Below are 12,963 nucleotides of genomic sequence, written 5' to 3'. Positions count from 1 at the left end.
AGCTGAAATATGCCCACCAGGATGCGACGCAGCCGGCGGGAGCGAAGCAATGAGGTATCCGCTGTCTAACGCAGCCCCGATGCTTGGCTCGCTGGCGCCATGCGCGGCCCACGCTCAGGAAAACACGCCAGAGCCGATCCTGCGGGTGACGCTCGATCCGCCCTGCGTCGTGGTGAGACAGGCCGCCACGCAGCGGATCGAGGTGCTGGCGCCGAACTACAAGACGGCGCCGCCCAAGCTGCCAGAGTTCCAACCGTGCAATGTCCTGACGCGGCAGCTGCGCAGCCCCTATGAGAGCGAAGAGCGCGACGGCCTCACTGATGGCGGTGTCTGGTTCGATTTCGCGATCCATCCGCAGGAGCCGGGCAGTTATGCGATCTCTGGTCTGACGATCGTCGCCAAATACGCGGCCGATCCGCCGGCCACACGCGAGGCAACGCTCACGCTCCCCCGGATCGCATTTCAGACCTTCATCCCGCATGTGGCATCCGATCTGCCCTTCCTCGCTGCAGGCAGTCTGTCGAACGCGCTGACCATCAATCGCTCGTCGGATCGGCTCGAGACCGGGAATGCCGTGACGCGAACCGTCACTATCGAGGACCGAGGGCATTCCTACGATGCTGTTGTCGCCGGCGAAATTTGCTGCCTAGACGGGCTCATGCTCTACCCCGCTCAATCGTCGCTTCAGACGCCGGCGCGCAAAGAATCGACGTGACGCATTTCGATGCGGTGACCTGCATATCGAGGCAAACCCGTCAGCGAACGGCGCATCGCCGGTTGGTACGTCCGGCGCACGCCGGTCGTGAGGCGTATTGCGCGGCGTGCTCGCGCGCGACTGGCTGCAACAGTTCGAACCGGTCGCGCCACGCATGCGATCGAGGCATTGCGGCTCGCTGCCCACGATCCTGTACTCGACGCCGAGATCAGCGTGGTCGAGCGCGCGCTCTTCCGCGGCAGCCGTTCAAAGCGATTCTGGAGAAGGACAGCAGGGCGCTTGCCGCCAGCGGCGAGAAGGGCCTGGTGCAGATTAATGGCGGTGCCGTATGCCGGCATGACCACCGATGCGTTCGCAAGCTCAGTGCGCGGCTGGCTCGGACGGCTCAGTTGCGGTGCCAGTTTGGAGGCTACGACGGCAAGATCCAAAACTGCCTGCCGATCACCAAAGTCTGGAACTACACGGTTCGGCTCTACCGGGCGACGATGGCAATTGCCCGAGGCAAAACCGGCGGACTGAATACGCAAGGAGGTGATGCGAAATGAAAGCGCTCATCTTCGAGGGGCCCGGTAAAAAGTTTCTCGCGCAGCGACCGAAACCGGCCATCCTGGAATCCGGAGACGCCATCGTGCGGATCGTGAAAACCACGATCTGCGGCACTGATCTCCACATCCTCAAGGGTGATGTAACGACCTGTCAGCCCGGCCCAATTCTAGGCCATGAGGACGTGGGCGTCGTTGACAGGTTGGCTGTGGCGTGACCGCTTTCAAGGCGGGTGACCGCGTCCTAATCTCCTGCATTCGTCCTGCGGCAAATGCGACTTCTGCCGGAGAGTTATGTATTCGCACTGTCGCACCGGCGGGTGGATCCTCGGCAACAAGATCGACGGCACGCAGGCCGAATATGTCCGGACGCCGCTGCCGACACCAGCCTCCACCATTTGCCTGATGGGGTCGATGAGGGAGCTCTCGTCATGCTCAGCGACATCCTTCCCACCGGATTCGAGTGCGGCGTGCTCAACGGCAAGATCTCGCCCGGCTCCGCCGTCGCCATCGTCGGTGCCGGCCCCGTCGGCTTGGCTACGCTGCTGACCGCACAATTCTACTCGCCTGCCGAGATCATCATGATCGATGTCGATGACAAGGTCACCGGGCGGCGAGATGACGGCGCTCGAGATTGGCTGGAATTCGGCCTCTACCCGAAAGGCAACGCGCGGACATGGGCCGAGCTCGGCCCGTCCCGGATCCGGCCGCTCCTGGTCGTGAGCGCGATGGTCTATGGTAAGCGTAGCTCTGCGGCTCTTTTGATTGGCTCTTGACGCCCTATTTTGATCGTAGCTTTTGCCGACGTGGCTTCCAAATTCCGGACAATGCGTTGGCGGCGGCCTCAAGCGCCTTCCGGTCGACGACGTTGGGATCAAACCGCTCCGGGCCCCAGAGGCGCATATGTTCGTGCTCCGGATGGGTGGGGTCACCGACGGCATCGAGGTATTCGGCATAGCCTGGCGCACCGCCGACGTCTTCCGGAGGACAACGACCGGCGGCCTCGAGCAGGAAGGGCATGCCCTCCGTCGTGGTGTTGTCGAACCACTTTTCGAGCTTGATCACGTGATCCCAGCTGTCGCCGAAGTCATAGAGATAGTGGATCGTCTTGGCGCCGGTCTCTCGAACGATATCGCAAAGCCGCGCTTTACGGGCATCAATGGGCTGGTGGCCGTAATCATTGTCGGGGTCGGGAATCCCCCAATGTGCCTCACCAGCGAAGAACTCGAAGAGGTGACTGTTCGTCCAGCCGAATGCCTCCTGAAGCGTCAGATGCAACCGATCAAGGCGCAGGGTAACGGGTACGACAAGGCGACGCATCACCTCCGGCTTCACATCCTTGAGAGTTACCTTGATCCGGACCGCGGTCGTGTTCAGGCTCATGCCGCCAGCCTCGGATCGTGTGCATGCATCGTATATGTCGACGCCCAGGGAAGCAGCTCGTCCAGTCGCGCCGCTGGCCAGCCATTGACGAGCTTCGCGAGAACGTCAGCGAGCCAGTGCTCGGCACTGACGCCATTGAGCTTACAGGTCTCGATTAACGAAGCGAGAACTGCCCAATTCTCGGCGCCCTCGTCGCAACCGGCAAAAAGGGAGTTCTTGGCGTTGAGCTTGATCGGCCGCATCGCACGCTCGACAGCATTCGTGTCCATCTCGATGCACCCGTCATAAAGATGGAGCGTCAAGCCGTCCCAATGACGCAGCGCGTAACGCAGGGCCTTCGCCGTGTCGCTCTTCTGTGCAAGGTAATCAAGCTTGGCCTCAAACCACTGCTTCAAGGCTGTCGCCAGAGGTCAGCATGCGCCTGCCTGCCAGCACGGCGCTCGACATCTGATCGGCCGCGGAGCGCTTTTTCGACTGCGTAAAGTTGGGCGATGCACTCAAGAGCCTCGCGGGCAACCGGAGCTGGCGCCGGAGCGGCCTCGCGCTCGATCTTCACAAACTGGCGCCTCACATGCGACCAGCGGAAGGCAAGCGTCCCGGACAAGGCGTCCGCACGCGTCTCTCGGGTCATAGTCTTGTAAGCCTGATAGCCGTCGCAGTGGATGATGCCGCGAAAGCCCTCAGGCAGCTGCAAGCCATGAACGGCCCCACGGCCCGGTGCATAGGCGTAAACCACGCCAGGTGGGTCAGGTCCGGCCCGGAGCCTGTCATCGCGTGACAGCGCCCAGAAGTAGCCGGTTTTGGTCCTGCCGCGCCCCGGATCCAACACCGGTGCGGGGGTCTCGTCGACACAGAGCTTCGAAGAGCCGAGCAGAAGCTGGCGCAGACGATGCCACAAGGGCTTCAATTCCTGGGCGGCATAGCCGACCCAGAAGGCGAGCGCAGAACGGTCGATGGCGATACCGTGCGTCGTCAGCATCTGCGCCTGGCGGTAGAGCGGCAAATGCCAATGATACTTGGCGTCGATCACATGCGCGACCAGCCGCTCGGTCGGCAGTCCTCCCCTGATCAATCGCTCGGGAGCAGCATGCTGGAGGACGACGCCGTGACAGACGCGGCAGGCCAGTTTGGGGCTGCGGGTGACGATGACGCGATACTGCGCCGGTACGACGTCCAGCATCTGGCTCTCATCGTGACCGATCTCAAAAAGGTCGCCTGCGCAGCACGGGCAGCAGGTTGCAGCGGGCATCAGGGTCTCGACGATGCGTGGCAAATGCTCCGGCAGCTTGCCACGATTGGCCCCGCGCTTGGAAGTTCTCTTCTCGCAGGTTCTTGGATTGGCGTGATTCTCGGCTGCTTCGAGAGCCGCGACGGCCTCTTCGATGTCCTCCAAAACAAGCTGTAGCTGATCAGCGTCCAGCTTTTCCGACGATCGACCGAACTGCGCATCTTTTGCAAGCTTGAGCAACCGCTCGAGCCTGGCGCAGCGATCCAGCAGAGCCGCGGCAAAGACACGCAAGTCGCCTGGATCGCTCGGCAGCACATCAGGTAAATCACTCATTGGCCCGAGTCTGCCATGCTTCGCGCCACGATGCAGCGAAGATTTTATGTCTTACGCAAAGCGCTTTCGGCTGCGGGATTCGAGGCGCATGCATGCGTGTCCACTCAATGCCGGCCAGAAGCGCGGACAGCTGCGCGGCATTCAACCGCATGACGCCGGCCACGATGGGAGGACATGAAGCGGCCGCCATCGAGCCGTTTCCGGTACATCACAAGGCCGCTGCCATCCCAGACGACAATCTTCACCCGATCAGCGCGCTTCGCACGGAAGACCACCGCCACACCCTTCATCGCGTCTTGGGTTGAAGCTTCCACGGGGTAAGATGAGGGCCGCCGGCTAAGTTGGGCACCTAAGCCCGGACGATCTAATCCATCTGCCATGTGGGCAGTCACTTGATGCTCCCGCGCTTTGCGCAATATCGCGTCGCACTTTGGGCATGCCGGCATCTGGTCAGCGCAGTTCCTTAAGCGCGCCACCTCTTCCAACAGACGGTCAGTAAGGGGCTTTGCTTGCTTGAAAAGCATTCGGTGTTTGATCATGCGCTTTATCTCTGCCGAGAGAAACCTATGATGGGTCGCTGGCAATACCATCGCGGGCCGCCCGCGCCAGTTCTGACTTTGACGATTTGGTGTCCCGCGACATCGGGGCCAAGCAACCAAGCCCAGCAACGAGCGTGCCAAACGACCGCACGCGGCCCGAAAGGCTCTGGTCAGCGGTGCCTTGAGAATTGGGGCGGCTCGATCCTAGCCGGTATCAGGACGCCACGTCCGTGAGATCAGCGGATCATTCCGATCATCATATATGGTCACAAGCTCGCCAGCTCTCACGCCGAGGCCCTTCAAGTCAGCTTCGCGTAGTTCGGAATTCGAGATCGCTGCTTCGCCCGCGCTGGCCGCCAACGAAGCCTTTACGGCTTCTGTCGCATCGGCCATTGCGACCGCATAGGTTACATATCGAAGCTTGCCGTCGGCTTTGGGAACGCCGATCGAAACCATCCATCCTGCTGCCATCTCACTCGTCCGATATTCAAGACAGGCGGTTACTCTACGCATCCACGCTTAGTAGCCACCTCCCAATAATGGGAGGATTGCAGATCCGTGGCGGCCCAGTCCGTAGGATCACGGGACCCTCTTCCATGCGTAGCGCGAGCTGCGCTAGGCTACGACTTGGAGGAAAGCCGCCGTGGCGAGCAAGTTTGAGCGGATCGACACTGTCGCGCGGCCGGCCATCCTGCCACGCCTCCTCCGTGTGCAGGCGTGGCGCAGGGCGCGGTTCCAGCGCCTCCTATCTGATCCCAACATCGCACAGAATGACCCGGGAAGGCTCAAGTCTATCAAAGCGGCACAGCACTACATGGCCGTCTCCGTGCGCGCCAAAGCCATCTTCGCCGGGATCATCGATCGCTAGGGGACGCCGGGGGCAGCGCAGCATATAGCCAAATCAAGCATCGGGCCGTAGAGCCTGCCAGCTCCGATCAATAGTTCTTCCGCGACAATTTCGATAGCGCGCCAGCTTTCCGCCACGAGCGTCTTTGCTTTCGCCTCATAGTGCTCGCGCGGCTCCGGCAATTGCGTCATTGCGCTGGTGATGTTGGCTTCGTCATCGCCAGCACAAAGCAGCCGGCCGGTGAAGCGAGCTTCCGCGAATGGCCCTGCCATCGTGATCAAGTTTTCAGTCTTGGGGCTGGCCTTCTCGTGCCACACGTGCCCAATGCGACCCATAAAAGGAATGATGGCAACACACGCGACCTCTATGTCTAGTGCGCGAGCAATCACTGCATGCCCCGCCTCGTGATATGCAGCGATCTCGCGCTCTTCGAATACTTCGGTGTACTCCTGCTCGATATCCGGAGGATGGCAGCGCGACCCTAGGGGCCTGACATTGCTAGGGCGTAACTTTAACGCGCGCATCCGCGTTATGGAAGAGAGCTTCCGTTTTGGAGGCCGCCTAGGTGTCGGCCTACTCGCTTCGAGCTTCGCGATCTCGGCAAGCACGACGGCCGTTGCGACCTTCCCTTGAGACCATTGTGTGGGCGCCTCAATGGCGATCTTCAACGCCTCTTCACGGGTTATGGCATGATCTCCGCAGCGTGCACTAGGCCGATGCTACCGAAAGACGCGCGAGCGGCTGGAGGAGCCGCTCGCGCGAGCGCAAGGCTGCGCGGACTTCGCCATCTCATGGGGGTTGCGCGAAAGTATGAGAAGCCGAGTCCAAACGTCTCTCAGCAACTCGCATGCCAGACCGTCGCGACGCAAATGAGGCGAAAAGCTGCGCAGCCTTTCCACAGGTCACGATCCACACGAAGCGCGGCGCTAAGGCCAGCACCGTGAAAAGGGTGCGGACGGCGGAAGGAGCCGCCCGCACGAGTTGCTGGTGGAGACTTGGCCGTCTCACGAGGTTCATCAGTAAGCAACCAAGCCATAAGGGGGTAGCAACCGGCGTGCCAAATAGTCGAAATGCAACTCTGCTCGAAGGAGAGGCAGAACGCATCGCTTCCAGCTTTGGCCCGAGGCTTCCAGCTTTGGCCCGAGCAATTTCTCGCAATTCAAATGGCGGCTTCCGGACACATGTCATCAATCGGACGCGGGTGAGCGAGATCAGACGTGCAGCGCTTTTAGTGACTTTGGGGTCGCGAGATGATTGGGTCGATCTAGTCATCGAGTATAGCGATCAGCTCGCCGGGCTCCACGCCGGGCCTTTGCAATTGCTTCTCTTCGATCGGGCAGTTTAGCATTGCGGCCTTTGCCCCCGCAGTCTTTCAGGGGCAGCTTCACGGCTGACCGCAAAGTTACATACCTGTTCGTCGTCGTCGCTGTCTTCCTTGAGGATGGTGACCGCCACTATCCAACCATCCATCTTGCTGCACCTTGGAAAGAGTCCTTGCTATGTGAGGCCGGCTCGCACCGATAATCTTGCAAATCCGGAGCCACCGGACTTATCAACGCCGCGCAGCACCGCACGGTCGTCTATGCATGCCAAAGTCATTCTGTTGGGGCTGATAGGCGCTAGGCATATGCCGCGCGGAAAGGCGAAGGTCTTCTCAGCCCTATGGGCGAGACGCTAGGTCTTTACGCTCTCTTAACCACTCATGCTGCGGATGTCAGGCAGAAAGCAGGTGACTGCCATGACACTCGACGAATTTGTCGCTGCCGATATCGCTCATCTTCGAAAGCCAATTGCGATCGGCGATAGCTGCCCGCCAATAGCGGACAAGAACAGGCACAGCGCGCTAATCGCAGAACTCGATGCATCGCTCGAGACGATTGATCAGCCGCAGAGCGCGGCCTGGTCAGGCTAGATGCGGTAAGGGGCCCTGCTCCGAGCAAGGGGGCATGATGGTGGCTGTCCCCTAATCAAACGGGGTCACGACTTGAGTCGGCCCAAGCATCCTGAGACGGAGGGTTGCCGTGGAGAACTAGGCCGGAATCGACGTGTCATTGGAACTGTCGGGCGTGTGCGTTGTGATGCCCAGGGTAAAATCCTGAAGGAAGCAAAGGTCGCGAGCGAACCCGACGCCTTACTCAACGGCGCGATGGTTTCCAGTGTCATGTAACGGGCACGCTGGACGGCCCATTCATCGTTCTGCTCGAGCAGGATCGCGCCGATGAGGCGGAGATGGCATCCTCGTTGGGGAAGATGCCAACCACCTCGGTGCGCCGCTTGATCTTGCTGTTGAGGCGCTCGATTGGGTTGGTGGAGTGCAGCTTGGTGCGATGTTGCGGCGGGAATTCATGTAGGCCAGCACATCGGTCTCCGCTTCGTCGAGGAAGTCGGCAAGCTTGGGCAGCTTGGGACGAAGCTGGTCGGCGACCTTCCGCCACTTTACTTGTGCGGCCTCGGCATCGTCCTGGGCGAACGCCGTGGCAATGAAGGCGGAGACGACGCGCTGCCCGCTCTTGCCGGCGCGCGCCAGCGCGTTGCGCATGAAGTGGACGCGGCACCGTTGCCAGCCGGCGTTGAGCACCTTGGCGACGGTGGCCTTGATGCCCTCATGGGCGTCGGAGACGACCAACTTGACGCCACGCAAGCCCCGGCGAGCGAGCTTGCGCAGGAACGCCGTCCAGACTTCGCGCCGGCCGTCGCTGTTGACGCCAACAGCGACGATCACTGCGACCGACACGATACGCCCCTGCTGGCGTACCTTCACGTAGGTGGCGTCGATCCACAGATACGGCCAGTCGCCCTCGATCGGCCGGGCGAGGAACGCCTTCACCTTGTCGTCGATCTCCGCGCAGAGCCGGCTCACCTGGCTCTTGGAGATGCCGCTTATCCCATCGCCTGGACGAGATCGTCGACTGAGCGGGTCGAGACGCCCTGCACATAGGCTTCCTGAACTACGGCGGTGAGCGCCTTCTCGGCCATCCGGCGCGGCTCCAGGAAACCCGGGTAGTAGGAGCCCTTGCGCAGCTTGGGGATGCGAAGCTCGACCGTGCCGGCCCGGGTCTCCCAGGTTCGGTCGCGGTAGCCGTTGCGCTGGGCCAGCCGTTCGGGGTTCTTCTCGCCGTAGGCCGCCCGGTGTGGCCCTCGACTTCCAGCTCCATCAGCCGCTGGGCGGAAAAGCCGATCATCTCGCGCAACAGATCGGCATCAGGGGTCTTCTCCACGTGCGTGCGCAGGTTCATCATATCGTCGGTCATCGGTGGTTCCTCGGTTGCGTTGGCGTGTCGCAACCCGATCCTACCGGCGAATCGCCGGTGACCACCGCAAAGCCGCCCGCCCGCTACGGCGCTATTTGAGGCGCGCGTACGGGCGGCTTTGCTCTACCGAGCTACACCATCACTGGGACACGACCGGATTCTCATAGAGCAGTTTCTCGGTGGCTCGCGCATCATCCACATGTACGGGAAAATACGAGACGATGTAGCCAACGCTATTCAGGTTGACTGAGAAGCTGAGGGCACGGTCTTAGAAGCTGCGTTCGGCCGTGGCACCGGCGAATGTCATATGAGAATGAAGCACCTTCTTGATGTGGTACATGCTGTGTCAGCGGGGTTGCGTGTGATCGATCCTCACGACAAGCAGGAGTCGTACCAGCAAGGTCGTTGCCAGCACCAATGTCTGTCCCTCAACTGCTGTGACATCGGCCAATGAAACGCCTTCGAATGCCACGACATCATCTGATGAAACGTTCGCCCAGAATGGCCAGGAACGGAAGCTCGCCTTCGTCAGCGCATCCGTCGACCGCCGGACGACCAGTCCGGATCGCCTCGTGAGGCCAGCTTCGCCGTTTGTGGTGCAGGCCGGCACAGTCATTCCGGCCGCTCTCATCACGGGCATTCGATCCGATCTACCGGGGCAAATCACGGCGCAGGTGACGGAAGCTGTCTATGACAATCCAACGCGGCGAGCTCGAAGGCTGATCGGCACCTACGACAGCCAGGCGGCATTTGGCCAGTCGCGCGTACTGTTGGTTTGGACGCGGCTGATTATGCCGAACGGGCGTTCGATCGTCCTGGAACGGCAGCCTGGCGCAGATGCATCTGGATACGCCGGCCTCGAGGACGAGGTCGACAATCACTGGAAAGAGCTCTTGGGCGCAGCAGCGCTTTCGACACTGCTGGCTTTTGGCACGGAGGTCAATTCGGGCGCGGACGCAGGCAACACCAACAGCGACCTCATTGCTGCGCTCCGGCGTGGAGCGGAGGATTCCGCAAATCAGACAGGACAGCAGCTGGTTCGCCGCAATCTCAACATCCAGCCAACGTTGACGATCCGCCAGGGATTCCCGGTGAGGGTGATCGTCAACCGCGACCTGGTGCTCGAACCATATAGAGGATAACGCGATGGCCAAGCTCAAGCTTGGAGCGATCGAAGACGACAAACCGATCAAAGTGGCGCACGAACTGCCGGCAATCGTCCACCGGGACCTCGCTGCCTACGCTGAAATCCTGGCCCAGGAAACGGGACAACCCGTTCAGGATCCAGCCAAGCTGATCGCACCTATGCTGGCGAGGTTCATGGCGGCGGACAGGAGCTTTCGCAAAGCTCGGCGCGCGCGTTAGCGTGCGAATGGAGGCGAGGGGTAGCGCTCTGACAGCAAGTTCAATGCGGCCAACTTGGGTTGTCGTTGTCCGCTCGCGAATATGCCCAAGAGTCGAGCCGGCCGCGGCCGGTTCCGTCGCGCATTCGCGTAGAAGAGGCTCGCATACGATTCCTGCGTTCGTGCTAATCAGGCTCGCGGCGGCGGCTGACACCGTGGCGCTCGATTTTTGGCGCCTTCAGGCTAAACTAGCTTGGAAAACAAAAAATCCCCAAAGGCTTTCCGTCTCTCGTAGTTCTGCATCGTCACGCTATCGCCGTGGGTGCTGATGACGGACTATCGCTGGGCATGGCTGAAGAGGAATATTGGCGCGTTCCAACTCAATGATCGATCGCGGCTCAGCATCGACTTCAGATCGCGCTTATCAACTGTCGACTTCGGCGGAGTAGAATAACACATCCGCGATCATGATCATTTTGCGTCGTGATGCAAGCCGGTTGATCCGCATGCTGGCCAGCATGTACCGGGACTTACATGTTGAGGATCCAACCGGTCGCTGTGTTGAGAAGAAGGCCGTTCACGGAATACATTATTACCGAGTGGCCTGGGCTGACGGACGGCCGGGAGAGTCGCCGCGGACTCGTCGTGCAGGATTGCCTTCCCTTAAGCCCCCACTTGCCGGGGATGAGCTGGATCACTCTGGTGGCCTTTATTGCTCTGGCCGAGATACGCCCGGTACGCCAACTTAATGCCTTCCTCCAGTGAGGTCTGGGCACGCCAGCCGAGCCTGGCCAAATGGCTGACGTCGAGCAGCTTGCGCGGGGTGCCGTCCGGGCGCGACGTGTCGAAGCTGATCTCACCGCGATAGCCGACGGCCGCCGCCACCAAGAGTGCGAACTCGGCGATAGTGATGTCTGCGCCGGTGCCGATATTGACCAGGTCCGGCGACGAATAGGTCTTCATCAGGTGGATGCAGGCGTCGGCGAGGTCGTCGACATAGAGGAATTCACGGCGCGGCGTGCCGGTGCCCCACACCACGACGTTACCAGCGCCGGAAACCTTGGCCTCGTGGAAGCGGCGGATCAGCGCGGCGACGACGTGGCTGTATTCGGGATGATAATTGTCGCCGGGACCGTAAAGATTGGTCGGCATCACGCTGATGAAATCGGCGCCGTACTGGCTGCGATAGGCCTCGGCCATCTTGATGCCGGCGATCTTGGCGATGGCATAGGGCTCGTTGGTCGGCTCCAGCGGGCCGGTCAGCATCGAATCCTCGCGCAGCGGCTGCGGCGCCAGGCGCGGATAGATGCAGGACGAACCGAAGAACATCAGCTTCTCGCAACCATTGGCGTGCGCCGCCTGGATTACGTTGGTCGAGATCGCCAGATTGTCGTAGAGGAATTCCGCCCGCAGCGTGTTGTTGGCGACGATGCCGCCGACCTTGGCGGCGGCGAGGAACACGGCCTGCGGCCGCTTCGCGGCAAACCAGGCGTTGACCGCGGCCTGGTCGCGCAAATCGACCTCGCCGCGCGACACGGTCAGCAGATCCGCCTGTTCGCGCGCCAGCCGGCGCATCAGCGCCGAGCCGACCATGCCGCGATGGCCGGCGACGAAAACCGTCTTGCCCTTCAGTTCAAACGCCGCGCTTGCCATTGGCCGCATCCTGCCTGGCCTCAGCGAGATCGCTGGCGACCATCTCCTTCACCAGCTGCGCGAATGGCGTCTTCGGCGCCCAGCCGAGCTTGGCGCGTGCCTTGCTGGCATCGCCGATCAGGAGATCGACCTCGGTCGGGCGGAAATAGGTCGGATCGATCTGCACCAGGGTCTTGCCGGACGCCTTGTCGACGCCGACCTCGTCGACGCCCTTGCCGCGCCATTCGATGCTGCGACCAACCTCCGCAAACGCCAGCTCGACGAACTCGCGGACCGAGCGCGTCTCGCCGGTCGCGAGCACGAAATCATCAGGCTCGTCGGCCTGCAGGATTTTGTGCATGCCTTCGACATAGTCGCGGGCATGGCCCCAGTCACGCTTGGCATCGAGATTGCCGAGATAGAGCTTGCTCTCGAGGCCGACCTCGATGCGGGCGACGGCGCGCGTGATCTTGCGCGTCACGAAGGTCTCGCCGCGGATCGGGCTCTCATGGTTGAACAGGATGCCGTTGCTGGCGAACATGCCATAGGCCTCACGGTAGTTCACCGTGATCCAGTAGCCGTAGAGCTTGGCGACGCCATAGGGCGAGCGCGGATAGAACGGCGTCGTCTCCTTCTGCGGCACCTCCTGCACGAGCCCGTAAAGCTCCGAGGTCGAGGCCTGGTAGAACCGCGTCTCCTTTTCCATGCCAAGGATGCGGATCGCCTCCAGCAGGCGCAGGACACCGATGGCGTCGGCGTTGGCGGTGTATTCCGGGCTCTCGAAACTGACCTGGACGTGGCTCTGGGCGGCGAGGTTGTAGATCTCGGTCGGCCGGATCTGCTGCATCAGCCGGATCAGATTGGTCGAATCCGTCATGTCGCCGTAGTGCATCAGGAACGGCACGTTGCCGGCATGCGGGTCCTGGTAGAGATGGTCGACACGCGCGGTGTTGAACGAGGACGACCGGCGCTTGATCCCGTGCACGGTGTAGCCGAGGCCAAGCAGATATTCGGCGAGATACGCGCCGTCCTGCCCGGTCACGCCGGTGATCAGCGCCACGCGCCGCTTTGAATTCTGAGCCGCCATGGTCTCTATTGGTTGCGCCGTAAAGAGCCCCCCTTAAGAACGCCAGTTGTGAAGCGGCTGCGA

Annotated in this window: 14 protein-coding genes and 3 pseudogenes; 8 read left to right on the top strand and 9 right to left on the bottom strand. The window is 61.4% G+C overall.

Annotated features, from left to right (window positions below; all coding sequences use genetic code 11):
- Nucleotides 1–79 precede the first annotated feature (79 nt).
- Complete coding sequence (locus HU230_RS27930; protein ID WP_176529013.1) at nt 80–715, top strand: hypothetical protein; 636 nt, start codon at nt 80–82, stop codon at nt 713–715.
- Here the strand turns inward: HU230_RS27930 and HU230_RS27925 are convergent.
- Nucleotides 685–1,143 carry a hypothetical protein gene (locus tag HU230_RS27925; protein WP_176529014.1) on the bottom strand — a complete coding sequence of 153 codons (459 nt, stop codon included), beginning with the start codon at nt 1,141–1,143 and terminating at the stop codon, nt 685–687. The genes HU230_RS27930 and HU230_RS27925 overlap by 31 nt on opposite strands.
- Before the next feature lie 113 nt (nt 1,144–1,256).
- Between HU230_RS27925 and HU230_RS44165 the strand changes: the two genes are divergently transcribed.
- Both HU230_RS44165 and HU230_RS44160 read left to right on the top strand, forming a co-directional pair.
- On the top strand, nt 1,257–1,475 hold the full coding sequence (locus HU230_RS44165) for an alcohol dehydrogenase catalytic domain-containing protein (RefSeq protein ID WP_414645690.1): 219 nt from the start codon (nt 1,257–1,259) through the stop codon (nt 1,473–1,475).
- Between the two features lie 213 nt (nt 1,476–1,688).
- A complete protein-coding gene (locus HU230_RS44160; protein WP_234633909.1) occupies nt 1,689–2,033 on the top strand; it encodes a hypothetical protein in 345 nt (114 codons plus the stop codon).
- Between the two features lie 4 nt (nt 2,034–2,037).
- Here the strand turns inward: HU230_RS44160 and HU230_RS27910 are convergent, their stop codons facing one another.
- From HU230_RS27910 to HU230_RS27900, 4 genes and pseudogenes are all read right to left on the bottom strand, one after another.
- Complete coding sequence (locus HU230_RS27910) at nt 2,038–2,640, bottom strand: plasmid pRiA4b ORF-3 family protein (protein ID WP_176529015.1); 603 nt, start codon at nt 2,638–2,640, stop codon at nt 2,038–2,040.
- Nucleotides 2,637–4,201, bottom strand: a pseudogene (tnpC, locus tag HU230_RS27905) (IS66 family transposase). Before tnpC ends, HU230_RS27910 begins: the two are co-directional and overlap by 4 nt.
- Before the next feature lie 104 nt (nt 4,202–4,305).
- Nucleotides 4,306–4,491 (bottom strand): IS66 family insertion sequence element accessory protein TnpB, encoded by a 186-nt coding sequence (tnpB, locus tag HU230_RS44155; RefSeq protein WP_420840899.1) that lies wholly within the window; start codon nt 4,489–4,491, stop codon nt 4,306–4,308.
- A gap of 453 nt (nt 4,492–4,944) precedes the next feature.
- On the bottom strand, nt 4,945–5,211 hold the full coding sequence (locus HU230_RS27900; RefSeq protein WP_173643880.1) for a hypothetical protein: 267 nt from the start codon (nt 5,209–5,211) through the stop codon (nt 4,945–4,947).
- 172 nt (nt 5,212–5,383) lie between these two features.
- Here HU230_RS27900 and HU230_RS27895 point away from each other — a divergent pair, with 172 nt between their 5' ends.
- Entirely contained in the window at nt 5,384–5,608 is a 225-nt protein-coding gene (locus HU230_RS27895; protein WP_176529017.1) for a hypothetical protein, read from the top strand.
- Here the strand turns inward: HU230_RS27895 and HU230_RS27890 are convergent.
- A complete protein-coding gene (locus HU230_RS27890) occupies nt 5,605–6,255 on the bottom strand; it encodes a M41 family metallopeptidase (protein WP_176529018.1) in 651 nt (216 codons plus the stop codon). The genes HU230_RS27895 and HU230_RS27890 overlap by 4 nt on opposite strands.
- A gap of 1,070 nt (nt 6,256–7,325) precedes the next feature.
- Here HU230_RS27890 and HU230_RS27885 point away from each other — a divergent pair.
- A complete protein-coding gene (locus HU230_RS27885) occupies nt 7,326–7,499 on the top strand; it encodes a hypothetical protein (protein ID WP_176529019.1) in 174 nt (57 codons plus the stop codon).
- A 221-nt stretch (nt 7,500–7,720) separates the two neighbouring features.
- Here HU230_RS27885 and HU230_RS27880 read toward each other — a convergent pair.
- Nucleotides 7,721–8,823: pseudogene (locus tag HU230_RS27880) on the bottom strand (IS256 family transposase); the annotation flags it as partial.
- On the opposite strand from HU230_RS27880, the gene HU230_RS27875 reads away from it, so the two are divergent.
- The 3 genes and pseudogenes from HU230_RS27875 (at nt 8,719) to HU230_RS27865 (ending at nt 10,203) form a co-directional block, all read left to right on the top strand.
- Complete coding sequence (locus HU230_RS27875) at nt 8,719–8,937, top strand: hypothetical protein (RefSeq protein WP_224944338.1); 219 nt, start codon at nt 8,719–8,721, stop codon at nt 8,935–8,937. The pseudogene HU230_RS27880 and the gene HU230_RS27875 sit on opposite strands and share 105 nt — an antisense overlap.
- 278 nt (nt 8,938–9,215) lie before the next feature.
- A pseudogene (locus HU230_RS27870) lies at nt 9,216–9,980 on the top strand (TraB/TrbI/VirB10 family type IV secretion system protein); the annotation flags it as partial.
- A 4-nt stretch (nt 9,981–9,984) separates the two neighbouring features.
- Complete coding sequence (locus HU230_RS27865) at nt 9,985–10,203, top strand: DUF2274 domain-containing protein (protein WP_176529020.1); 219 nt, start codon at nt 9,985–9,987, stop codon at nt 10,201–10,203.
- A gap of 641 nt (nt 10,204–10,844) precedes the next feature.
- On the opposite strand, the gene fcl is transcribed toward HU230_RS27865, so the two are convergent.
- Together fcl and gmd are read right to left on the bottom strand one after the other, a co-directional pair.
- Nucleotides 10,845–11,834 (bottom strand): GDP-L-fucose synthase, encoded by a 990-nt coding sequence (gene fcl / locus HU230_RS27860; RefSeq protein ID WP_420840810.1) that lies wholly within the window; start codon nt 11,832–11,834, stop codon nt 10,845–10,847.
- Nucleotides 11,815–12,900, bottom strand: coding sequence for a GDP-mannose 4,6-dehydratase (gene gmd / locus HU230_RS27855; RefSeq protein WP_176529021.1), 1,086 nt, complete (start codon nt 12,898–12,900; stop codon nt 11,815–11,817). Before gmd ends, fcl begins: the two co-directional genes overlap by 20 nt.
- Between the last annotated feature and the right edge of the window lie 63 nt (nt 12,901–12,963).

The sequence above is a fragment of the Bradyrhizobium quebecense genome, assembly GCF_013373795.3.
Classification (GTDB): domain Bacteria; phylum Pseudomonadota; class Alphaproteobacteria; order Rhizobiales; family Xanthobacteraceae; genus Bradyrhizobium; species Bradyrhizobium quebecense.
This window is presented reverse-complemented; position numbering and strand designations above follow the sequence as displayed.

What these genes read in the sequence shown, in the direction of transcription:
- HU230_RS27930 (WP_176529013.1), top strand. Translation starts at nt 80, where the DNA reads ATGCTTGGCTCGCTGGCGCCATGCGCGGCCCACGCTCAGGAAAACACG.
- HU230_RS44165 (WP_414645690.1), top strand. Translation starts at nt 1,257, where the DNA reads ATGAAAGCGCTCATCTTCGAGGGGCCCGGTAAAAAGTTTCTCGCGCAG.
- HU230_RS44160 (WP_234633909.1), top strand. Translation starts at nt 1,689, where the DNA reads ATGCTCAGCGACATCCTTCCCACCGGATTCGAGTGCGGCGTGCTCAAC.
- HU230_RS27910 (WP_176529015.1), bottom strand. Translation starts at nt 2,640, where the DNA reads ATGAGCCTGAACACGACCGCGGTCCGGATCAAGGTAACTCTCAAGGAT.
- tnpB (WP_420840899.1), bottom strand. Translation starts at nt 4,491, where the DNA reads ATGAAGGGTGTGGCGGTGGTCTTCCGTGCGAAGCGCGCTGATCGGGTG.
- HU230_RS27900 (WP_173643880.1), bottom strand. Translation starts at nt 5,211, where the DNA reads ATGGCAGCAGGATGGATGGTTTCGATCGGCGTTCCCAAAGCCGACGGC.
- HU230_RS27885 (WP_176529019.1), top strand. Translation starts at nt 7,326, where the DNA reads ATGACACTCGACGAATTTGTCGCTGCCGATATCGCTCATCTTCGAAAG.
- HU230_RS27865 (WP_176529020.1), top strand. Translation starts at nt 9,985, where the DNA reads ATGGCCAAGCTCAAGCTTGGAGCGATCGAAGACGACAAACCGATCAAA.
- fcl (WP_420840810.1), bottom strand. Translation starts at nt 11,834, where the DNA reads ATGGCAAGCGCGGCGTTTGAACTGAAGGGCAAGACGGTTTTCGTCGCC.
- gmd (WP_176529021.1), bottom strand. Translation starts at nt 12,900, where the DNA reads ATGGCGGCTCAGAATTCAAAGCGGCGCGTGGCGCTGATCACCGGCGTG.